At 65.5% G+C, this 22,688-nt stretch carries 17 protein-coding genes and 1 pseudogene; 6 read left to right on the top strand and 12 right to left on the bottom strand.

Annotated elements, in window-relative coordinates:
• Positions 1-166: 166 nt before the first annotated feature.
• The 5 genes and pseudogenes from murJ to QSV46_RS20195 all read right to left on the bottom strand — a co-directional run.
• Positions 167-1,693 (bottom strand): murein biosynthesis integral membrane protein MurJ, encoded by a 1,527-nt coding sequence (gene murJ, locus QSV46_RS20175; protein WP_314955248.1) that lies wholly within the window; start codon positions 1,691-1,693, stop codon positions 167-169.
• Between the two features lie 227 nt (positions 1,694-1,920).
• Positions 1,921-3,072 (bottom strand): DegT/DnrJ/EryC1/StrS family aminotransferase, encoded by a 1,152-nt coding sequence (locus QSV46_RS20180; protein ID WP_314955251.1) that lies wholly within the window; start codon positions 3,070-3,072, stop codon positions 1,921-1,923.
• 51 nt (positions 3,073-3,123) lie between these two features.
• Positions 3,124-4,128, bottom strand: coding sequence for a Gfo/Idh/MocA family oxidoreductase (locus tag QSV46_RS20185; RefSeq protein ID WP_314955253.1), 1,005 nt, complete (start codon positions 4,126-4,128; stop codon positions 3,124-3,126).
• Positions 4,129-4,311: 183 nt separating this feature from the next.
• The gene (locus QSV46_RS20190) at positions 4,312-5,724 is read right to left on the bottom strand and encodes a mannose-1-phosphate guanylyltransferase/mannose-6-phosphate isomerase (protein ID WP_314955255.1); all 1,413 of its coding nucleotides are present in this window, start codon (positions 5,722-5,724) and stop codon (positions 4,312-4,314) included.
• Between the two features lie 7 nt (positions 5,725-5,731).
• Positions 5,732-6,240: pseudogene (locus tag QSV46_RS20195) on the bottom strand (NAD-dependent epimerase/dehydratase family protein); the annotation flags it as partial.
• Between the two features lie 248 nt (positions 6,241-6,488).
• Here QSV46_RS20195 and QSV46_RS20200 point away from each other — a divergent pair.
• Complete coding sequence (locus QSV46_RS20200; RefSeq protein ID WP_314955257.1) at positions 6,489-7,448, top strand: lysylphosphatidylglycerol synthase transmembrane domain-containing protein; 960 nt, start codon at positions 6,489-6,491, stop codon at positions 7,446-7,448.
• Positions 7,445-8,464 carry a glycosyltransferase family 4 protein gene (locus tag QSV46_RS20205; protein ID WP_314955259.1) on the top strand — a complete coding sequence of 340 codons (1,020 nt, stop codon included), beginning with the start codon at positions 7,445-7,447 and terminating at the stop codon, positions 8,462-8,464. The genes QSV46_RS20200 and QSV46_RS20205 overlap by 4 nt, the downstream gene beginning before the upstream one ends.
• Here the strand turns inward: QSV46_RS20205 and QSV46_RS20210 are convergent.
• From QSV46_RS20210 to rfaD, 6 genes are all read right to left on the bottom strand, one after another.
• A complete protein-coding gene (locus QSV46_RS20210) occupies positions 8,452-9,399 on the bottom strand; it encodes an NAD-dependent epimerase/dehydratase family protein (protein ID WP_314955261.1) in 948 nt (315 codons plus the stop codon). The genes QSV46_RS20205 and QSV46_RS20210 overlap by 13 nt on opposite strands.
• Positions 9,396-10,616 (bottom strand): glycosyltransferase family 4 protein, encoded by a 1,221-nt coding sequence (locus tag QSV46_RS20215; protein WP_314955264.1) that lies wholly within the window; start codon positions 10,614-10,616, stop codon positions 9,396-9,398. Before QSV46_RS20215 ends, QSV46_RS20210 begins: the two co-directional genes overlap by 4 nt.
• Before the next feature lie 2 nt (positions 10,617-10,618).
• Positions 10,619-12,532, bottom strand: coding sequence for a nucleoside-diphosphate sugar epimerase/dehydratase (locus tag QSV46_RS20220; protein ID WP_314955267.1), 1,914 nt, complete (start codon positions 12,530-12,532; stop codon positions 10,619-10,621).
• An 84-nt stretch (positions 12,533-12,616) separates the two neighbouring features.
• Positions 12,617-13,903, bottom strand: coding sequence for an O-antigen ligase family protein (locus tag QSV46_RS20225; RefSeq protein ID WP_314955270.1), 1,287 nt, complete (start codon positions 13,901-13,903; stop codon positions 12,617-12,619).
• A complete protein-coding gene (gene rfaE1, locus QSV46_RS20230; RefSeq protein ID WP_314955274.1) occupies positions 13,900-15,384 on the bottom strand; it encodes a D-glycero-beta-D-manno-heptose-7-phosphate kinase in 1,485 nt (494 codons plus the stop codon). Before rfaE1 ends, QSV46_RS20225 begins: the two co-directional genes overlap by 4 nt.
• A 12-nt stretch (positions 15,385-15,396) precedes the next feature.
• Entirely contained in the window at positions 15,397-16,377 is a 981-nt protein-coding gene (gene rfaD / locus QSV46_RS20235) for an ADP-glyceromanno-heptose 6-epimerase (protein WP_314955276.1), read from the bottom strand.
• Between the two features lie 172 nt (positions 16,378-16,549).
• Between rfaD and waaF the strand changes: the two genes are divergently transcribed.
• Positions 16,550-17,626 (top strand): lipopolysaccharide heptosyltransferase II, encoded by a 1,077-nt coding sequence (waaF, locus tag QSV46_RS20240; protein WP_314955279.1) that lies wholly within the window; start codon positions 16,550-16,552, stop codon positions 17,624-17,626.
• Positions 17,627-17,785: 159 nt separating this feature from the next.
• On the opposite strand, the gene QSV46_RS20245 is transcribed toward waaF, so the two are convergent.
• The gene (locus tag QSV46_RS20245; RefSeq protein ID WP_314955281.1) at positions 17,786-18,823 is read right to left on the bottom strand and encodes a glycosyltransferase family 4 protein; all 1,038 of its coding nucleotides are present in this window, start codon (positions 18,821-18,823) and stop codon (positions 17,786-17,788) included.
• A 126-nt stretch (positions 18,824-18,949) separates the two neighbouring features.
• Here QSV46_RS20245 and galE point away from each other — a divergent pair, with 126 nt between their 5' ends.
• The 3 genes from galE (at position 18,950) to QSV46_RS20260 (ending at position 22,620) form a co-directional block, all read left to right on the top strand.
• Positions 18,950-19,963 carry a UDP-glucose 4-epimerase GalE gene (galE, locus tag QSV46_RS20250; RefSeq protein WP_314955284.1) on the top strand — a complete coding sequence of 338 codons (1,014 nt, stop codon included), beginning with the start codon at positions 18,950-18,952 and terminating at the stop codon, positions 19,961-19,963.
• A gap of 117 nt (positions 19,964-20,080) precedes the next feature.
• A complete protein-coding gene (locus QSV46_RS20255) occupies positions 20,081-21,883 on the top strand; it encodes an ABC transporter ATP-binding protein (RefSeq protein WP_314955287.1) in 1,803 nt (600 codons plus the stop codon).
• 35 nt (positions 21,884-21,918) lie between these two features.
• The gene (locus tag QSV46_RS20260) at positions 21,919-22,620 is read left to right on the top strand and encodes a fumarylacetoacetate hydrolase family protein (RefSeq protein ID WP_314955289.1); all 702 of its coding nucleotides are present in this window, start codon (positions 21,919-21,921) and stop codon (positions 22,618-22,620) included.
• The last annotated feature ends 68 nt before the right edge of the window (positions 22,621-22,688 follow it).

Consider the following 22,688-nt stretch of genomic DNA (forward strand, 5'->3'; position numbering starts at 1 on the left):
GACGCTTTCACACCCGAGGAATGCGCCAACTATCTCAAAAATTCAGGCTATCGAACTTAATGCCATCACGCTTTAGGGTGAAGTGCGTCAACACGGCCGGTATCGGAGGCAGAGCGGACGTCACACGAAGTGCAGCGCGAGTTTATGAGCACATCTCCTAGCTCGCCTAGCCGCGCACAAGCGAGACTAACCAGCGGCGGCCGAACAACACGAGGACCACGAGCGCATAGACGATCGCTCCTCCAACGGCCAATAGCGCGAGCGTCAATTCGTCCCGGAAAGGCATCGAGGCAAAATAGACACCGCTGAAACGCGCGATCATCCAGAAGGCAGCGGCCATAATGATTCCGGTCAGCAGGAATTTGGCGAGCGACATCAGCCAGGCGCGATCCAACACGAGAAATCCGCGCCGCACGGCGAAGAAGAGCACTAGCAGCAGATTAGTCCAGATCCCCACGGCGGTTGCCAGCGCAAGCCCGATCTGGGCGAGCGACCCCATCAAGGCGAACTTCAGCGCGACGTTGACGGCGATGCCCGCCAACGACGCGCGGACCGGCGTCGCGGTATCCTTACGCGCATAGAAGGTCGCGATCGCGCTGCGGATCAGCACAGCCGGAATCAGGGCAATCGCATAGGCCGCGAGCGTCGCACCGGCGGCGGCGGCATCGGCCTTCGAGAACGCGCCACGGGCGAACAGCGCGCGCATGATCTCATCGGGCACGGTGAGGAAGGCTGCGACGAACGGCACGGAGAACAGCAGCGTGAAATCGAAGGCGCGTCGCTGCGCCTTCATCGCGCCGTCATGGTCGTTGGCCGTGATCCGCCGCGACATCTCCGGCAGCAGCACCGTGCCGATGGCAATGCCGATCACACCGATCGGCAACTGGTTGAGGCGGTCGGCGTAATAGAGCGCCGACAGCGCGCCTGCGGGCAGGAAGGTCGCGATAATGGTGTCGGCGAACAGCGCGACCTGCGTGCCCATCGATCCCAGCGTCGCTGGCCCCAGTGCTTTGAAGAAGCCGCGGATGTCTTCGTCGAGCCTGAGCGGTGCAAAGCGCGGCAGCCCGCCATGGCGGGCGAGATCGCCTGCGAGCAGGAAATACTGCAAAAAGCCCGAGATCAGGACGCCCCAGGCCGCGGCGTGGCCCGCACTTGGAAACCAGGCGGCCAGCGCCAGCGTCATCATCATCGAGATGTTGAGGAAGATCGAGGCGGCCGCGGCGCTGGCAAAACGCTGCATGACGTTGAGCATGCCGCCGTAGAGCGTCACCAGCGTGATGAGCAGCAGATAGGGAAAGGTGATCCGCGTGAGCTCGATCGCCAGCTTGCGCTGCTCGGCGTCCTCGGAAAAGCCAGGCGCCAGAATGCTCATGGCCTGCGGCATGAACAGCCAGGCGACGATCAGCAGCACGACCTGTGAGGCCAGCAGCAGCGTGAAGATGCGGTCGGCGAACAGTTTTGCCGCGCCCGCCCCGCGCTCGCCATGGACGTGCGCATAGGCCGGCACCCAGGCGGCGTTGAAGGCGCCCTCGGCAAAGATCGCGCGGAAGTGATTGGGCAGCCGCAGCGCCACGAAGAAGGCGTCGGCCACCGGGCCGGCGCCGAGGATCGCCGCGAGCATGATGTCGCGGGCAAATCCCGTCAGCCGCGAGAGCAGCGTGTAACCACCAACCGTGAAGATGCGTCCGAGCATGCGTCTGTTTTAGAGCATGGCGCGATTAGGTCTAGGGCAAGCCGCGGCGGAAGGTTCACCCTCCCCGGCTGCAAATCGCACATGAAATGCGCGCTAGGGGCGCCGACGGTCACCGCAGCGTCATGGCCGGGCTTGTCCCGGCCATCCACGCCTTACCACGCACTCAAAGAACGTGGATGCCCGGGACAAGCCCGGGCATGACGACCAACGTAACAGGAACGCTTAAATCAGCCCGCGATCGCGCCGCGGACGGCGGCGATGATCCGCTCCTGGTCGGCTTCGGTCAGATAGGCGTGCATCGGCAGGCTGATGACGTCCTGCGACAGGCTCTCGCAAGCCGGCAAGCCGCCGTCGGCGACCGGATACTGCCTGTAGGCGGTCTGCTGATGCATCGACTTGCCGTAATAGATCGCGGTCGGCACGCCCTGGGCCTTCAGCGCGGCGGCAAAGCCGTCGCGGTCGGTGCCCTCAGGCAGGCGGATCGTGTACTGCGCCCAGACCGAGGTATTGCCCGGCGCAAGACGCGGCACGGTGACCACGTTGGACAGACCGCGCGCGTAGCGCTCGGCGACCTTGTTGCGGGCGGCGATCTCGTCGTCAAAAATCTTCAGCTTCTCGATCAGGATCGCGGCCTGCATGGTGTCGAGCCGGCCGGTCAGGCCGAGGCGGACGTTGTCGTATTTGTCGACGCCCTGCCCGTGCACGCGGATGCTGCGCAGCGTCGCGGCCAGTTCGTCGTCATCGGTGAAGATCGCGCCGCCGTCGCCGAAGCAGCCGAGCGGTTTTGCCGGGAAGAAGCTGGTCGCGGTGGCGAGCCCGAACGTGCCGAGCTTGCGGCCCTTGTAGCTCGAGCCAAACCCCTGGGCGGCGTCGTCGAGCACGAACAGGCCTTCGGCCCTGGCGATTTCGGCGATGGCGTCGTGATCGGCGGGCTGGCCGAACAGATCGACCGGGATGACCGCGACCGGCCTCAGGCCGGCCTTGCGGGCGGTCGCAATGCCGCGCTTGAGCGATTCCGGGCTCATGTTGAAGGTCGCCTCGTCCACGTCGACATAGACCGGCGTCGCGCCGGTCCGCGCCACCGGCGAAGCCGTCGCGATGAAGGTGAAGGACGGACACAGCACGGCATCGCCGGGCCCGACATTCTTCGCCATCATCACCATCAGGATGGCGTCGGTGCCGCTGGCACAGCCGATCACGTGCTTGGCGCCGGAGTAGGCCGCGAGCTGCTTCTCGAGCTCGGCGACCTCGGGGCCGTTGACGAACTGGCAATGGTCGAGAACACGCTTCACGGCCGCGTCGAGCGAAGCACCGAGCCGGCGGCGCTGCGAAGCGACGTCGATGAAGGGAATGGGTTCGGAACGCAGATGCTGGTTCATGGCGCCCTGCTGATTGTCTTGCGAAGCTTGAGAAATCGACATGGAAAGGGATCAGCCGGCAACGCGGCGCGGGCCCTTGCGGGCGGGCGACGTCGCCGCGGGCCGCGACGCCGTCTCCAGACACTGCGTGGCGATCTCGAGACTGGCGACGCCTTCGTCGCCGGTCACCGCCGGAATCTCGCCGCTACGCACGGCGTTGAGGAACGCGATCAGCTCGGCGCGGAGCGGCTCGTCGTGCCCGACCGGCAGATGCCGCATCGAATAGCTGCCATCCGGCTTGAAGCCGAAGCATTCGGTGACCTGGCGCGTCAGCAGATCGCCCATCACGTACTTGCCGCGGGTCGCGACCGTGACGCTGCGCGCCTTGAACGGCGTCAGCCAGTTGGTGTTGATGTGCGCCAGCACGCCGTTGGCGGTGCGGAACTGCAGGAGCGCGATGTCCTCGCGCTCGGCGACCGCACTCGACAATTGCGGCTGCACCTCGACGATGTCGGATTCGGTGAACCAGCGGATCAGGTCGATGTCGTGCACGGCCAGATCGATGACGACGCCGACATTGGACATGCGCGGCGGGAACGGGCCGACGCGCGTGATCGCGATGGAGAGAATGTCCTCGCCCGCGATCGCCTGCTTGACCGCGGCAACCGCCGGGTTGAAGCGCTCGACATGGCCGATCATCAGCGTCACGCCGGCCTTTTGCGCGGCGGCGACGATCTCGCGACCCTCCACGACCGTGGAGGCGATCGGCTTCTCGACCAGCACGTGGATGTTGTTGGCGATGCAGGCGAGCGCGACCTCGTGATGCAGATGGGTCGGCGCAGCAATGGTGACGGCATCGACCCCGGCAGCGAAGAGCTGCTCGATGGTCTCGAACCCCTCGCAGCCGGCAAGCTCGGTGGCGCGCGTCAGGTGCACCGGCGAAGGATCGACCACGCCGACGAGGGTGACGTCGGGCAACCCTGCGAGCACGCGCGCGTGGTTGCTGCCCATCACGCCCGCGCCAATGACGCCGACGCGCAAGCCGGCCCTTGCCGGTGCTGATCCTTTGGAACTCATCTGAGCAAACCCCGATTCAACGCAAATCCCCGGGCCGCTTCTAGCACGGGCGCCACACTTGTGGCGAATGCCGCCCTTATGGGCCGGACACGATTTGATTCAAAAAATTACACGTTCCCCGGGCCTTAAGCCGAAAAAGGGACCGCCTTTCCGGCCCGGGTCGCGTGATTCGGAGCTGGCTGGTTACGACCTTTGATAGTCGTCTTCAATCCGGATGATGTCGTCTTCCCCGAGATAGCTGCCGGTCTGGACCTCGATGAGCTCCAGCATGATTTTACCGGGGTTCTCCATCCGGTGCACCGCGCCCATCGGGATGTAGATGGATTCGTTCTCGTGCACCGTCTTGACGGTCTCGTTGACGGTGACCCGGGCCGCGCCGCGGACCACGATCCAGTGCTCGGCGCGATGGTGGTGCTTCTGCAGCGACAGCCGCCCGCCCGGCTTCACCACGATGCGCTTGACCTGATGACGCTCGCCATTGTCGACCGACTGGTAGCTGCCCCAGGGCCGGTGCACCTTGAGGTGCTCCTCGGTGACCTTCGGTGCGACCGTCTTGAGCTTGGTGACGAGACGCTTCAGGCCGTTGGCATCCTTCTGTCGCGAGACCAGCACCGCATCCGCGGTCGCGACCACGATGAGGTCGTCGACGCCTTCGAGCGCGACCAGCGCCTGGTCGGTGGTGACATTGCAGTTGCGCGAATCTTCGAACACCGCAGCACCGTGCGAGGCGTTGCCCTGCGCATCCTTCTCCGACAGCTCCCACACCGCATGCCAGGAGCCGACATCGGACCAGCCGCAGGACACCGGCACGACGGCGGCGCGCGAGGTCTTCTCCATCACGGCGTAGTCGATCGAGATCGCCTTCGCCGCGCCGAACGCCACGGGCTCCAGCGTCACGAAGCCGAGATCGCGGCCGGCATTGGCCACCGCATTGGAGATCGCCTCCACGCTCGCCGTGTCGACCCTGCGGTATTCGTCGAGCAGCACGCTAGCCGGGAACATGAAGTTGCCGCTGTTCCAGAGGTAGCCCGAATTGACGTAGTCGGCGGCCTTCACCGCATCAGGCTTTTCGACGAAGCGCGCGACCGCGTGCACCGTGCCGGAGATCGCCTCGCCCGGACTGATATAGCCGTACTCGGTCGCCGGCCGCTCCGGCTTGACGCCGAAGGTGACGATGCGCCCGGCGCTGGCGGCGGTAAGGCCCTCGCGGCAGGCCGCGACGAAGGCGGCATTGTCCTGCACCACGTGATCGGCGGCGAGCGCGAGCACGATCGCTTCACTGGCGCGGTTCTGCGCGAACACCGCGCCCGCGGCGATCGCCGGGCCGGAATCGCGCCGCATCGGCTCGAGGATCACGTCGGCCTCGATGCCGATCTCGGCGAGCTGCTCCAGCACCATGAACCGGTAGGACGCGTTGGTGATGACGATCGGACGATCGAACAGCGAGGCGTCGGACACGCGCAGCAGCGTGTCCTGGAAGGTCGAGCGCGTGCCGAACAGCGGCAGGAATTGCTTGGGGCGCACCTCGCGCGAAGCCGGCCACAGCCGCGTTCCGGCACCGCCGCACATGATCAGGGGGATAATGCGTTTGTCCATCGTCATTTCAAACCTTGAAGTAGTCCCGATACCAGGTGACAAAATTGCGAACCCCGTGCGCGATCGGCGTTGACGGTGCAAAGCCGGTATCGCGCATCAGATTCTCGACATCCGCGAACGTTTCCAAAACGTCTCCCGGCTGCATCGGCAGCAATTCTTTGATCGCCGTCCGACCCAGCTCCTGCTCCAGAAAGTCCGACGACATGCATCAGCTCTTCCGGATGGTGGTTGCCCACATTGTAGACCTTAGACGGCGCATTTGCGGCAGCCGGGTCATCCGCGGCACCCGATCGATGAGCTTGGATACTACACGGGCAACATCGTCAATACAGGTCAAGTCGCGGCGCATTTTGCCATGGTTAAAGAGCCGGATCGGCCGGCCCGACATGATGGCGTTCACAAACAGAAACACGGCCATATCGGGCCGTCCCACGGGCCGTAGACGGTGAACAAGCGAAGGCCCGTCACCGGCAGCCGGTCGAGATGGCTGTGGGACTGCGCCATCAGCTCGTTCGCCGATGAAGCCGGCGGCAGCCGTGACCAAAATCGCCTGATCCGTCATCCTGTTCCCGCGGCATCCCTAGTTCACGGCGCCTCTTTAGCCGCGATATCGAGGGGGTCGCAATAGCCCGAGAGCCCTCTTCACGACGGCTCTTCACGACGGCTATTGCAAGATCGGCGCCAAGACCATACCAAAGCGGCCGAATTCGGCGTCCTGCGTCGGGTTGCCTGAAATCTTCGCAAACCCTGTTCAAGCGGGCGAGATGCGCCGAATCCTGCTGTCGACGGCTAAAATCCTGATTTCCGCAGCGCTGCTCTACCTGGCGCTGCGCAAGGTGGATCTGACCGAACTGTTCTCGCGATTCACTGCGACCAGCCTGCTCTGGATCGCCATGGCAATCGCGATCACGTTCCTGCAAATCTTCGTCGGCGTGCTGCGCTGGCGCGAGATCAGCGCCGAATGCGGCGCGCCGCTCGAGCTCGCCCGGGCCATGCGCTACAACGTGATCGGCGCCTTCTTCAACCAGACCCTGCCCTCCGCGATCGGCGGCGATGCGGTCCGGCTGTGGCTGGTCGCGCGCGCCGGCGCCGGATGGCGGGCGGCCACCTATTCGATCTTCGTCGATCGTGCGATCGGCCTCGTCGCGCTGGCCATTCTCATCGTGGCGAGCCTGCCCTGGAGCTACCAGCTGATCACCGATCCGCACGGACGCTCGGCCCTGCTGCTCGTCGACCTCGCCGCGCTCGCCGGCGGGATCGGCTTCCTGGTCTTCGGCGTGCTGAAATGGCGGTGGCTGAAGACCTGGTGGGCCACCCACCACATCCACGCCTGCGCCGTGATCGCCAACCGCGTGATCTTCAACGCCAGGCGCGGACCTGTGATCGCGATCCTGTCGCTGCTCGTGCACGTGCTCGCCGTCGTCATCGCCTGGTGCGTGGTGCAGTCGATCGCTGCACCCGTCACGTTCGCCCAGGTCTTCCTGCTGGTGCCGCCGGTGATGTTGATCACTCTGATGCCGATCTCGATCGCCGGCTGGGGCGTCCGCGAGGCGACCATGGGCCTCGCCTTCGGCTTCGCCGGGCTTGCCGCCAATGAAGGCGTCAACATCTCGCTGTTGTTCGGCGCGGTATCCTTCATCGTTGGCGCGTTCGGCGGCCTCGTCTGGATCCTCAGCGCGGAGAAAGCCGCGCAGGGCTCGGCGCAGCTCGGGGTCCCCGAGTGAACCCGGCCAGTGATGTCGTTGTCACCGTGCCCTCGCTGCTTGCCCTCGCGATTGCCGCGCTGATCTCGGCCCTCGTCACCTGGGCCAGCCGTCCTCTGCTCCAGCGCTACGCGCTGGCGCGGCCGAATGCGCGCTCGTCGCATCGCATCCCGACGCCGCAAGGCGCCGGCATCGCGGTGATCGCCGCAACGCTGCTGGTCGCATCAATGTGGGCGGCCTGGGCGAACATTGCGATCCCGCCGGCGCTGGTCATTGCAACGATCGTGATCGCGCTGGTCGGATTCGCCGACGACATCGTGTCGCTTCCGGTGCCGGTGCGGCTCGTGCTGCAGGCCGCCTGCGTCGGTGCGGTGGTGTTCACGGCGCCCGAGACGTCGCGCATCGTGCCGGCGCTGCCGCTCGCGCTGGAGCGCGGCTTCATCCTGCTCGCCGGAATCTGGTTCGTGAACCTCGTCAACTTCATGGACGGGCTCGACCTGATGACGGTGGCGGAAGTGGTGCCGGTCACCGCGGCGCTGCTGCTGCTCGGATGGCTCGGCGAGCTCTCATGGCCCGCCGCGCTGATCGCAACGACGCTGTGCGGTGCCATGCTCGGCTTCGCGCCGTTCAACAAGCCGGTCGCAAAGGTGTTCTTGGGAGATGTCGGCAGCCTGCCGATCGGCCTTCTGCTCGGCTGGTGCCTGCTGGAGCTGGCCTGGCACGGACAGCCGGCCGCCGCACTGCTGTTGCCGGCCTATTACCTCACGGATTCCACCATCACGCTGTTTCGCCGCGTCGCGCGGCGCGAGCAATTCTGGTCGGCGCACCGTTCGCATTTCTATCAGCGAGCGACCGACAACGGCTTCACCGTTCCGCGCGTGACCGGCGAAGTGTTGGCGCTCAATATCGTGCTGGCGGTGCTTGCGATCGTCACCGTTCGCGCCGGCTCGATGGCGGCCACATTGCTCGCGCTTATCGCTGGCGCAATCGCGATCGGATTGGTGCTGCGCCGCTTCTCCCGCCGTCAGGGCTCCTGAGTCGACAGCGCCAGCCGCAAGCCCTCGTCGAGGGAGACCTGCGGCTGCCAGCCGGTCGCGATCGCTTTCGAAAGGTTGAGCTCGAGCGAGCCGATCAAACTGTCATGCGTATCCTGCCGGCCCATCACGCTGAGCAGCGTGCTCAGCAAGTCCGGCGGCATGCCGAACAGGCGCGAGTTCTTGCCGGCCGCCTTCGCCAGCCGCTCGATGAATTCGGGCGTCGACACTTGTTCCCTGTCGGCCACCAGGAAGATCTCGAAACTGCTCGCAGGATCGGGGTGAGCCAGCCGGCGCAGGATGAACGACGACAGGTTCTGCACGGCCAGGAACGCGCGCTGATTGTGGATCGCGGCAAAGGGCAGCGGCAGTCCCAGATTCACCGCGCGCGTCAGCAGCGCGAAATTGCCCTTGGCGCCCGCGCCATAGACCAGCGGCGGCCTGATCACCGAGATCTTCATGTCGCTGTCGCGCGCCAGCGTCCTCAAGCCCGCTTCGGCGGCAGCCTTGGACATGCCGTAGAGGCCGCGCGGCGTGAGGATGTCGTTCTCGCTGAACGGCGCACGGCCTTCATTGCTACGGCCGTGCACGAGAACGGTGCTGACGAAGATGAACTGGCGCACGCCCGCCGTCGCCGCGCAGCGCGCCAGATGCAGCGTGCCGGCGATGTTGACGTTGCGGTAGAGCTGGACGGCGTGCTCCTCGTGCTTGTGATGAACGCGCGCGGCGAGATGGACCACGGCATCCACGCCTTCGAGCGCGGCCGTCCAGTCGGTATCGGGGCCGATCGATTCGATCACGACCTCGTCGTCGATCCCCTCCGGCCCGCGTACCGCGCGGCGGACCGACCATCCCTCGCGCGCCAGCGCGGGCGCGACATGACGGCCGACGAAGCCGCTCGCTCCCGTCACCAGCACGACTGGCTTGTGCTCGCTCATCGTTGCTCCGCCAGAACAGGGTTGTGCAACAATTCGTCCATCAGGCCGGCATAGGCGTTCATCGCGACGGTCCGGTCGAACTTCGAGGCGGCTTTCACCGCGCGTTCCGCCATCGCGCCGCCGTCTGCCCGGGACGCCGCGCGGATGGCATCCGCGAGCTGATCGGCGCGGCCCGGCGTCACGACCCAGCCGAGCCCGTTCTCCACCACCGTCAGGGCAGCCTCGGCCTCCGGCTCGGATACCAGCGCCACGGGACGTCCGACCGCCAGCAGATTGTAGAACCGGCTCGGCACCGACACTCCCGCAACCTCCTTCCGGTACGGAATGATCCAGAGATTGGCAGACGCCAGGAAGGCCTCGAGCTCGGCATCCTCGACCCGCGCCACGAAGGAGACATTGGCGAGGTTCGCCTCGGCCTGCAACTGCTTCAGCCGCGTAAAGCCGATGCCCCAGCCGGACAGCAGGAAGTGAATGTCCGGCTCGTCTTTCAGCAGGCGCGCCGCCTCGAACACGATGTCCGGATCATGGGTAAAACCGAGATTGCCCGACAGGCCGACGACGAAACGCGCCGACAGCGCCTTGCGGAACGGATTGTCCGACGTGATCGGACGCGGCCCGGGCGCGAGCGTTGCCCAGTTCGGGATGAAGCGGATCTTGTTTCGCGTCATGCCGGAATAGCTCAGGAGCGGCCGCTCCGCATCGCGGCCGATGGTGATGACGGCATTCAGCGCGCGGAACATCAGGCTGTTGGCGGCGCGCATCGTTCGCGTCACGATGGAACCGGGCTTCAGGAGTCCCGCCATCACCAGCACGTCGGGAAACAGGTCGTGCATGATCAGTGCGGAGCGCGCGCCCCTCAACCTTGCTGCCGCGGCAACGGCATAAGGCAGCATGAACGGCGCCGTGACGGTGAGCACGACGTCGCCAGCCTTAAGCTCTCGGATCAATGCGAGGAACGTGCGCGAAGCGAACAGCAGCTCGGATCCGCCGCGCCGCACCAGCGCAGCCTTTCCCGCCATCTTGTTCTTGACGGCGACGACGCGCGGCTTGCCGGGGCCGGTCTGCGAAGTCGGCAATGCGCCTGGCGAGCCCGACAGTACCACGACCTCGTGGTCCGCCGCGACGCGGCAGGCGATCTCGGCCATGATCGCCGCGGTCGTGCTCGGATCCGGCGGGTAATGCTGACTCGCTACGACGATCTTGCCTTGAGGCTGCATGGTCAGGCCGCGGTCGACCCGAATTCCGGCACCGCGTCCTTCAGGATGGTCCTGATGGTGGCGCGATCGTCCCGGGCGATCGCCTGCTCGAGCGCCGCGATCCACTTGCGCAGCGTCTGCATCGGCGGCTCGTTCGGCTGCGCGGCCATGATGCCGGCGACGCCGATCTCGCGGGTCGGTTCCTCGGAGGCGAACAGGATCTCGTGCAACCGTTCACCCGGTCGCATGCCGGTGAACACGATCTCGATGTCGTAGCCGGGCTGGAGGCCGGAGAGACGGATCATGCGCTCGGCGAGATCGACGATCTTCACCGGCTGGCCCATGTTGAGCACGTAGACCGAGACGTCGGGACGCTGCGTTCCGAGCGCGTGCGTTGCCGCCGTGATGACGAGATCGCAGGCCTCGCGGATGGTCATGAAGTAGCGGACCATGTCGGGATGCGTCACCGTCACCGGCCCACCGGCTTCGATCTGGGCCTTGAACTTCGGCACCACCGAGCCGTTCGAGGCCAGCACATTGCCGAACCGGACCGAGATCAGCCGCATCGGTGGCCTCGCGCCGCCGCGACCTGCCGCAAGATCGTGGTCGAGCGCCTGGCAGTACATCTCGGCGAAGCGCTTGGTGAGGCCGAGCATCGACACCGGCTCGATCGCCTTGTCGGTCGAGATCATCACCATGGCTTCGGCGCCGGCGCTGTGCGCGGCATCGGCGACGTTGATTGAGCCGAAGATGTTGGTCTTGACGCCCTCGCTCCAGTCGCGCTCCAGGATCGGCACGTGCTTGAGCGCGGCGGCATGGAACACGATGTCAGGCTTGAACTCGGCCATCAGGCGCATGATGCGCTCGCGGTCGCGGATGTCCGCGATCCGCCCTTCGATCGCGGCCGCCGCGCCGTGTGCCGCGAGCGCTTCCGTGACGGCGTAGAGCGCCGGCTCGGAATTCTCCACGATCAGGAGCCGCGCGGCGCCGAAGGCGACGACACGCTCGCAGATCTCGGAGCCGATCGAGCCGCCGCCGCCGGTGACAATGACAGCCTTGCCCTTGATCAGGGCTTCGAGCCGCGCATAGTCGATCGTCTCGCTCGGCCGCAGCAGCAGGTCCTCGACCGCGACGGCGGTGAGGCGCGGCGTATCGCCGCTCTCCAGCGAAGGCATGCGGTTGACGATGACACCCAGCTTGCGCGCCCGCATCAGGATCGATTCCGGATGCGCCTCCGGTTCGAACGCCGAGGGCGTCATAATGAGGCGCGCGATCGCCTTGTTACGCTTGGCGAAGTCGGCGACGACATCTTCGATATCGTCGATGCCGCCCAGCACAGGCACGTTGCGGATGAACTGCCCGCGATCGGAGTTCGACGGCGACAGGAGGCCGACCGGCCAGATACGCTTGATCGCCCCGCTCTCGATGCCGCGCAGCAGCACCTCGGCATCCGCCGCGCGGCCGATCAGCAGCGTCGGTGCGGCATCTACCGAGCGGGCATGACGCCGCACCCGCGTATAGCGGAAATAGCGATAGGTCATGCGTAGCGCGCTGAGGAAGGAAATCTCGAGGAACCAGTACAGGACGATCGTCATCTTGCCGAGGAAGAAGGCGCCGCGGACGTTGGGGGCGACGAAGATGTAGTCGAGCACCAGCAGGGCAACCGTCAGCACGGTCGCGACGCGGATGATGTTCAGCGCGTCAGGTAGCGAAATGAACCGCCATTTCGTCGTGGTCAGGTTGAAGAGGAAGAACACGACCACGCTGAAGGCGAGGAAGTAGGGCAGGATCTGGAACAGCAGCGGCAGGCGGTCGTAGAAGCCGTCGCCGCCCTCGAAACGCAGATAGAAGGCGACGAACAGCGCCGCCGTGGTCGCCAGCAGGTCGTGGAGCGCGATCATGAAATTGCGCAAGGTGAGATGCGAAAGACGCGTCATCCGCCGACCGATGAATATCCCGTTGGGTGCAACCTGACCGCGCTGATAGCCCATCTCGACCGGAGTTGCCAGCCGCGCGGCCGTTCAGGAACCGGCTTCCCCCATCTTCGCTCCGGCCTGTTGTGTCCGGAGCACCATGCCGCCGGCAACGCCGACGCCGATGACGTACATCCAGCCCTCGTGGAAGTCGAACAGATGGGAGTTGAACAGCGAGGTGAAGAGGTTTTGGACCACGACCAAAAGCCCGATCCAATGAGCCAGCCCGTCGCCGCGAAACAGCAGGAAATGAAAGACCCAGATCGCGTAGAGAACGAAGATGCCGATGACGCCCCACTGCACGGCGACATGCAACGTCTGGTTATGCGGATTCGGAAAGACCCTGACGCCCTGAACCCATGAGGGCTCTTTGGCAGCTCTCTCGAACAGTCCCTGGGAGGATCCGGTACCATGCCCCACAAACGGAGCCTGCATAAAAAACTGAATTGAATGCCGCCAATATTCGAGGCGTTCGCCCATGGACGTCGGAACGTTCTCCTCCATGTAGAGCCGATAGTCTCGGGAGAACGTGTCTGCGGTCTTGCGCAATTGCGGCGAAGCCTGCCAGGCCAGGACGGCGCCGGCGAGCAGGGCAACGCAGATGATCGCGATGCTGCGCCATCTCAAATGCAGCAGCGCGAACACGGCAAGCATGATGGGCACGGTGACTAGGGCGGTGCGCGAGACCACCACGAAGGCCATGTTGACCAGGAAGCTCAGCGCCAGCGTGATGAGCAAGCCGGCGAGCCAGTAGCGCTTCTCACGCAGCAGCATCATCACGGGATACGCGAGCGCGACCGCACACAGCGTGAATTCCTGACTCTGGTCGATGTAGTTCTTGACAAAGATGCCGCGCTCGAGGGGATCATAGGGTTTCAGCGACAGGCCGGGATAGAAGACGACCAGCCACGACATCACCGAGAGCAGTGCACAGGACACGAGGAAGGCGATAAAGATCCAGTGTCCGCGCGGAGATCGTTCAAAATGATAGAGCAGCACGGGCAGCACCAGCAGCTTGACCGTCGGGCTCAGCGCATAGAGGCGCGCGCCCCAGGCCGCATCCGACCACAGCGTTCCCATCAGTGCGAGCAAGACGAGCGCGATCGGCGCGGCAGCGATCGGACGCTTCAGCGATTGCAGGAAGGCACGAACGTCGAGGAACGGCACCATGCAGACCAGGAACGCGACGTTGAAGATCGCCGCGAGCGAGGTCGACCACGGCAGCGAGGCCGCGGTCAGGAGCGCGAACAGGTCGACCGTCTCGCCCCAGGCGGCCGGACTGCGCAGGCGTCGCCAGAACATCGCGGCCGTCGTCTCGCGGGCGAGCGCCGTCACTTATCCCCTCCGCGCGCGCGATGGACGAGTGCCGTCGTGCTGAAGCCCTGCAGGATGTCGACCAGCACGACGGTTCCTCCGGCCGCCTCGACGACCTCGTGGCCGACCACCTGCTCGCGGGTGTAGTCGCCGCCCTTCACCAGCGCGCTCGGCCTGATCCGGGTGATCAAATCGATCGGGGTGTCCTCCTCGAAGATGACGACGAGGTCGACAGCTTCGAGCGCCGCAAGCACTTCCGCGCGCGCGCGCTCGTCCTGGACCGGACGCTCCTCGCCTTTCAGCCGCCGCACCGAAGCGTCGCTGTTGAGGCCGACGATCAGGCGGTCGCAGGCGGAGCGCGCCGCGGTCAGCACCTTGACGTGGCCGGGATGCAGGATGTCGAAGCAGCCATTGGTGAAGCCGACCCGCAAGCCCTGCCGCTTCCATTCCGCCAGTTGCGCGTCGAGCCTATCAGGTTCGAGCACGATCTTCTCCTCGGCCGCCAGATACGCATGCGGCAGGATCTTCCGCCGCAGCTCGGCCGTGCTCACGCTGGCGGTACCCTGCTTGCCGACGGCGACGGCGGCGGCGGCATTGGCCATGCGCAGCGCCGTATCCCAATCGGCGCCCGTGGCGAGCGAGACCGCGAGCGCTGCGGCAACGGTGTCACCGGCACCGGAGACGTCGCGCACCTTCACGGGGAAAGCCGGAACATGAACGGCCGCGCCATGGCGCGGCACCAGCGTCATGCCGTGCTCGCCTTGCGTGACCAGGATCGCCTCGCAGTCGGCGAGCCGCATCACGTCCTCGCTGGCATCCACGATGCTCTGCGGCGTGTCGGCGCGGCTTCGCGTCGCTTCCGAAAATTCCTTGCGGTTGGGCGTGAGAAGCGTGGCGCCGCGATAGATCGCCCAGTTCAGGCTCTTGGGATCGACGATCACGGGCTTGCCGAGCTTGCGGGCAGCGTCGATCGTGTTGCGGATCACGCGCGCGGTCAGCACGCCCTTGGCGTAGTCGGAGAGCAGCACGATGTCGGCGCGGACAATCTGCGGCAGGATCGCCTCGATCAGCTTCGACTCGGTGTCATCGGAAGCAGGCACCGCCTGCTCCCAATCCGCGCGCAGCATGTGCGTGGAGAAATGCTCGGACACGAAGCGGACTTTGCGCGTAGTCGGCCGCGACGGGTCGCACACCAGCACGCTTTCGATGGCACCATGTTCAGAGAGCGCCGAGGCGAGCCGCCTGCCGGAATCGTCCTCACCGACGAGGCCGACGAAGATGCAGCGCGCGCCGAGCGAGGCGACATTGCGCGCGACGTTGCCGGCGCCGCCGATATGGATCTCGCTGCGATTGGCCGCGATGACAGGCGCCGGTGCTTCCGGCGAGATCCGCGACACCTCGCCATAGACGAATTCGTCGAGCATGATGTCGCCGATGCACAGCACCGTGCGGCCGCTGATGGCTTGCGTGAGGGCATCGAAATCGAGAATGGGCGTCGGCATGGTCCTGGAGCCTCAGCGGAAACGGTCGGGCCGGTCGAGGTAGTCCCCGACATAGGCTTTCACCGAATCCTCGAGCGTCGTGAAGCCGCCGTTATAACCGGCACGGAGAAGACGATCGACCTTGCTCTGGGTGAAGTATTGATAGCTGCCGCGGATGCTTTCGGGCATGTCGACATATTCGATGTTGGGCTTGCTGCCGAGCGCGGCATAGGCAGCCAACGTCAGATCCCTGAAGCTGCGCGCTGTGCCGGTTCCGACATTGAAGAGGCCAGACACCGATGGCGTCGCCAGCAGCCACATCACGACGCGCACGACGTCGTCGACATAGATGAAATCGCGGCGCTGCTCGCCGTCGGCGATGCCCTCGCGGTGCGACTTGAACAATTGCACGACCCGGCCCGCTTTCACGTCGTCGAAGCGGCGCGTCAGTACGCTCATCATCGAGCCCTTGTGGTACTCGTTGGGGCCGAACACGTTGAAGAATTTCAGCCCGGCCCACTGCGGCGGCAGCTTCTCGCCGCGCGCGACGCGCTCGGCGACCGCGAGATCGAACAGATGCTTGCTCCAGCCATAGAGATTCATCGGCCGCAGTTTTTTCAGAGCGGGCAGCGAGGCGTCGTCGTCGAAGCCCGCTGCGCCGTCGCCATAGGTCGCCGCCGACGAGGCGTACATGAGCGGTACGGTATTCGCCGTGCACCAGTCGAGCAGGCGCATCGACAGGCGGAAATTGGTCTCGATCACGAGGTCGCCGTCGGTCGCAGTGGTCTCGGAAATCGCCCCGAGATGGATCATGGCATCGAGCTTGCGGCCCTTCAGCCAGTCGGGAATTTCAGAGGGGGGCACGATATCCACAAGCTGTCGCTTGGCCAGGTTCCGCCACTTGCCCTCGCTGCCGAGGAGATCACAGACCACAACATCGCTGCGACCGGCGTCATTGAGCGCGGCCACGACATTCGACCCGATAAAACCGGCCCCGCCGGTCACCAGCAACATTCCACCTACCCTGCCAGGTTTTGCCCTGCCCGAATTCTGCGGCCCGTCCTGCCCTAGCGCATGATCCGCCAAAGTGTAAGCGGTTTTGGCATTGGCCTTCAGCCGGCTTTACCTGCCGGCCGGGAGCGGCTAACCGAACCGCCACGTCAGCACGCTTCGGTCCCATTAACGAATGAACAAAGATTCGCAACTTAGCGGAAATGCAGATCGGAGCGACACGCGCCCGATTCTGATCGTCCCCTATATGTGGATCGGCGATTTCGTCCGGAATCACACCGTGGTCCGGGTCCTGAAGGAGCGCTGGCCGAACCGGCCGGTCGATCTCCTGACGACGTCCCTGTGCGCCCCGCTGGTCGATTACATGCCCGGCGTGCGCGCTGGCATCGTCTGGGACCTGCCCCGCGGCCGGCTGGCCGTAGGCCGCCAACTGGCCCTGGCAAAGCTCCTGCGCGAACGGAATTACGGCACCGCCCTGGTGCTGCCGAGGACCTGGAAGGCCGCCATAGCGCCGGCGCTGGCCGGCATTCCCGAAAGGGTCGGCTTCGTCGGCGAGTTCCGGTTCGGCCTGATCAACCGCTGGCGCTGGGGCGAGAAGAAGCTGCCCCGCTTCATCGACAAGAACGCCGCTCTCGCCCAGCCTGACGGTGCGCCCCTGCCGGCCGAATGGCCCGTGCCGCAACTCCGGGTTCCGGCCGAGGAGATCGTCCGCTGGCGGCAGGCCAACGGCCTCGGCGCCGGCGCCGGCGCCGCCGTGGCGCTCGCCCCCGGCTCGGTCGGCATCTCCAAGCGCTGGACCTACTATCCGGAAGCGGCCCGCTTGCTGGTCGAGCGCGGGCTGGAGGTCTGGGTGGTCGGCGGCCCCGCGGAGAAGGGGCTGGCCCAGGAGATCGTCGCGGCGGGCGGCCCTGATGTCCGCGACCTCACCGGCACCGATTTGCGCAACGGCGTGCTCGCCATGGCCGCAGCCGGCGTCGCCATCTCCAACGATTCCGGCCTGATGCACATCGCAGCCGCCCTCGGCACGCCCACCATGGGCATCTTCGGCCCGACCAGCCCCTATCTCTGGGCCCCCCTCAACGGCCTCGCGGCAACCGTGGTCCAGGACAAGAGCGTGCTGTCCTGCCAGCCCTGCCAGAGCACGATCTGCAACATGAACGATCACCGCTGCATGCGGGATATCGCGGCGAGCGAGGTGGTGGGGATTGCGGAGCGGGTGTTGCGGGAGGATATGGCGAAAGCCACGACCTGAGGCCTCGCGCCGATGATGGCATCCTGCCACTGTTTTGCCCGACGAGTCAAACAGGCTTCGTAAAATCCGCAGATCACTGGACCGCGCGCCAAGCCATTGATTCCGCTAGCACCGGCTACTGTGCATGGGGTTGTTTTCGCGATTTTTGTTTGAGGCGGCTCAGAGCAGCGGCCGATAGACCTCGCCGATCCGCGCCGCCTCGGCATCGAGGCTAAAGCGTTCGAGCACCCGTGCCCGTCCGCGCTCGCCCATCGCGGTCGCCGCAGCCACATCGCGCATCAGCGGCTCCAGCGCCGCAGCGAGCGCATCGGCATCACCCGTCGGGACCAGCACGCCGCTCACGCCATCCTCCACCACGAGCTCCGCCGCGCCGGCGCGCGCGGCGACGAGCGCGCTGCCGGCCGCCATCGCCTCGATCAGCGTCAGGCCAAAGCCTTCGTTGCGCGAGGTGAAGGCGTAGATCGTCAGCCGCTGGTACCAGCGCTGCACTTGTTCGATCGGCAACTCGCCGGTGATGACGATGCGCGATTGCAGGCCGGCGGCTTCGATGCGTTTCTTCAGATCGTTCGCAAAGGGCGTTTGCTCGGGCGTGACCTGGCCGACAATGACGGCGGTGAAATCGGGATAGCGCGGCAACAGCCGGCACATCGCGTCGACAAACACATCGGTGCCCTTCTGCGCACGTACGCGGCCGAAACAGCCGATGGCGTAACGGCCCGGCAAGCCGCTTTCCGAGAAGGCCGCGACGCGGTCGATCGGCGGCGCGTAGATTTCGGTGTCGACACCGTGCGGGATCACCGTCGCCTTCACCTTCAGGAACGACGCCGAGAAATCCGATGTCGCGACGATCGCGTCCATGCGCCGGATCAGCCAGCGCGTGATCCAGCTGTGATGCCGCTGCGCCGCCGAGGTGAACACGAGTTTCAGCGGCCAGCCGAGCGCGCGCAGCACCACGCCTGCGATCATCTCGTTGTTGCGCCGCGCGTGCCAGATCAACGGCCGCTTGCGGCGCCACAACTTCAGGACATCGGCGCTGCGCAGCCGCGCGATTCCCTCCGGCGCGTCAGAGCCGAACCACGCGGCGCGATATAGTTTCGCCAGCCGCGGCGCCACCATCCGGTTGGTCGCGGTGACCCCGGAATAGCGCCTGTGCAGATTTGGCACGATCACTTCGAGGTCGCCGGGGGTCTTCGCCACGTCACGCTCCGTTTCGGAAAGCTCCTATACGCAACATTAAGCATAGTGACCAGTTCAGCCGCGCCGATACCCCCTCTTCACCACGCAAACGTTAGCTTGGAGCGTTGATCGAGGACGGGTGAGACCATGACTGTGCTAGTCACCGGCGGCGCCGGCTATATCGGAAGTCATACGGTCCTGGCGCTGGCGGAAGCCGGCGAGGACGTCGTCGTGATCGACGATCTCTCCACCGGTTTTTCCGCCTACCTGCCGGAAGGCGTGCCGCTGTTCATAGGCGATGCCGGCGACGAGAACCTGCTCGAAGGCGTGATCGCCCAGCACAACATCGAGAGCATCATCCATTTCGCGGGCTCGGTGGTCGTGCCGGATTCGATGCGCGACCCGCTCGGCTATTATCGCAACAACTTCACGACCGCGCGCAATCTGCTCAACGTCGCGGTCAAGCGCGGCATTGGCCGTTTCATCTTCTCCTCGACCGCGGCCGTCTACGGCAATCCGGACCAGGTGCCGGTGCCCGAGCACGCGCCGACGCGGCCGCTGTCGCCCTACGGCTCGTCGAAGCTGATGACCGAGATCATGCTGCACGACGTCGCCGCCGCCTACGGCATGCAGTGCGTGACCCTTCGCTATTTCAACGTCGCCGGCGCCGACCCGCAGGCCCGCATCGGCCTTGCCACCGTCGGCGCAACGCATCTGCTCAAGATCGCGGTGGAAGCCGCGACCGGCCAGCGCGCCAAGATCGACGTGTTCGGCACCGACTATCCGACCCAGGACGGCAGCTGCATCCGCGACTTCATCCATGTCACGGACCTCTCGCAGGCGCATCGCTCGGCGCTGGCCTATTTGCGCAATGGCGGCGCCTCGACGACCTTGAATTGCGGCTATGGCCGCGGCTATTCGGTGCTGGAAACCATCGACGCGGTGCGCCGGGTGTCCGGCCGCAGCTTCGCCGTGCAATACGCCCCACGCCGGCCCGGCGACATCATGACCATGGTCGCCGACACCAGCCGCATCCGCAGCCTGCTCGACTGGAATCCGCAATACGACGACCTCGAGACCATCGCCGCGCACGCGCTGGCCTGGGAGGACAAGCTGTTCCGCGAGCGCCATGGCGAGCTCCGCCATGCCGTCTCGGCCTAGATTCCGTCCGGGCGCAAGTCCTTAATTGGGCTTGAAAAGCGTAGCTTTAGCGGGCACAGAGGCCGTTCGATCCCTGACGCGCGGGCAGGCTTTCCCTGCGCCGTCAATGGACTACGGATGGCCCAGTTTCCAAAGAAAATCACCGACGATCCCTATGCGGCAATGGCCCTCGTTCGCCGCCTCATCACGGAACAGGGGATCCTCTACTGGCGGCGCTACCTCGTCGCCTTTTCGCTGATGGCTCTTGCCGCCGGATCGACCGCGGGTGCGACCTATGTGCTCGGTCAGGTCATCAACCAGGCCTATGTCGACAAGAACATCCCGGGCATCGCGATGTTCTCAGGGATCACGGTGATCCTGCTCTTCATCAAGGGCGTGGCGACCTACGGCCACATGGTGATCCTGACCAAGATCTCCAACGCCATCCTCGCCACCAACCAGCGCCAGCTGTTCGCAAAACTGATGCGCGAGAGCGTCGGCTTCTTCTCCGAGCGGCATTCGTCTGAATTTTTGGCGCGGCTGACGGCCGGCGCAAAGTCCATCACCGACGTGCTCAACATGCTGGTCAACGCCGTCGGGCGCGATCTCATGATGCTGCTCGCCATGATCGGCGTGATGGTTTGGCAGGATCCGGTGATGTCGTTCATCGGCCTCGTCGTGGTGCCGCCGGCGATGCTGGTGCTGCGCAAGCTGGTCAAGCGCATCAAGGGCCTCGCCTTCAACCAATTCACGGGCACCGCCGACATCATGGAGACGATGCAGGAGTCGCTTCAGGGCATCCGCACGGTCAAGGCGTTCACGCTCGAAGATACCATGCAGAAGCGCATCGACGAGAACATCGCGATCGTCGAGCGTAACGCCAACAAGATGGCTCGCGTCGCCAACCGATCCAACCCGCTGATGGAGATGCTCGGCGGCTTCGCAGTCGCCGGCTGCCTGCTTTACGGCGGCTACAGCGTGGTCGCGCTCAACGCCACGCCGGGCGCATTCTTCTCGTTCATGACCGCCTTCCTGATGGCGACCGAGCCGGCCAAGCGGCTGGCGCGGCTCAACATCGACCTGAACAGCCAGCTCGTCGGCGCGCGCATGCTGCTCGAAGTCGTCGACAGCCCCGCCAGCGAGCATTCCGACGACGACAAGCCTGCGCTGAAATTGTCCGACGCACGGATCGAGCTGCGCGACGTCAGCTTCTCCTATCGCGCGGGCGAGACCGTGCTCAACCGCATGAGCTTCACCGCCGAGCCCGGCAAGGTCACCGCGCTTGTCGGCCCTTCCGGCGGCGGCAAGTCGACGGTGCTCTCGCTCCTGCTGCGCTTCCACGAGGTGACGCAAGGCGACATCGTGATCGACGACCAGTCGATCGGCGCGATCTCGCGAAAGTCGTTGCGCGCCCAGACAGCCTATGTCGGCCAGGACGTCTATCTGTTCCGCGACACCATCCGCAACAACATCGCGTTCGGCAAGCCCGGCGCGAGCGAAGCCGAGATCATGGATGCCGCCAGGGCGGCCTGCGCCCATGATTTCATCATGGGCTTCCCGCTCGGCTATGACACCCCGGTCGGCGAGCACGGCACCCAGGTATCAGGCGGCCAGCGCCAGCGCATCGCGGTCGCGCGCGCGCTGCTCAAGAATGCGCCGATCATTCTGCTGGACGAGGCCACCGCCGCGCTCGATTCCGAGTCCGAGAAGCAGGTGCAGGAGGCGATCGAACATCTCTGCCAGAACCGCACCACCATCGTGATCGCGCATCGCCTTCATACCATCATGCACGCCGACGCGATCCTGGTGGTCGAGGGCGGCGAGATCGTCGAACAGGGCCGGCACGACGAGCTGCTGCGCCGATCCGGCCGCTACGCCTCGTTCTTCCGCCTGCAGCATCACGACGCCGGCGCTCTGGCGCCGATCAGCGCAACCGCATAGAGTTCGTTCCACCTCAAGAGCAGCGAGACCGCTATATGAACGCCGCCTCCTACGTCATCCCGCTTCCAGCCCAGCCGTCTCTTCCCGTCGTCGGGGAAAGCGGCCGTTATCCGGTGCGCCGCATCTGGTGCGTCGGCCGCAACTATCTCGAGCACATCCGCGAGATGGGCAATGACGAACGCGCCCCGCCATTCTTCTTCGCCAAGCACGCCGACATGCTGGTGCCCGACGGCGCCACCATCCCCTATCCGCCGCTGACGAAGGATCTGCATCACGAGGTCGAGCTGATCGTCGCGATGAAGAGCGGCGGCCTCAACATCCCCGCCGAGAAGGCGCTCGACCACGTCTACGGATATGCCGTCGGCATCGACCTCACCCGCCGCGACCTCCAGCTCGCCTCGCGCAAGAAGGAGCGCCCGTGGGAGGTCGGCAAGTCGTTCGACGGCTCCGCCCCGTGCTCGGCGGTGCAGCCGGCCTCGAAGATCGGCCATCCCGCCAAGGGCAAGATCTGGCTCACGGTCAACGGCAAGGAAGCGCAGAAGGGCGATCTCACCGAGCTGATCTGGAACGTGCCCGAGATCATCTGGCAGCTTTCGCAGCAGGTGAAGCTCGCCGCCGGCGACATCATCATGACGGGTACGCCGGCCGGCGTGTCGCAGCTCCAGCCCGGCGACAAGCTCGAATGCGGCGTCGACGGCGTCGGCACGCTGAAGGTGAGCATCGGTCAGCCGGAGTAGGCTGCACGACATCGCGACATCGAAAGGCCCCGGATCTGTCCGGGGCCTTTTGCATTTCGATCGCACGC

The sequence above is a fragment of the Bradyrhizobium cosmicum genome, assembly GCF_032290525.1.
Lineage (GTDB): Bacteria > Pseudomonadota > Alphaproteobacteria > Rhizobiales > Xanthobacteraceae > Bradyrhizobium > Bradyrhizobium cosmicum_A.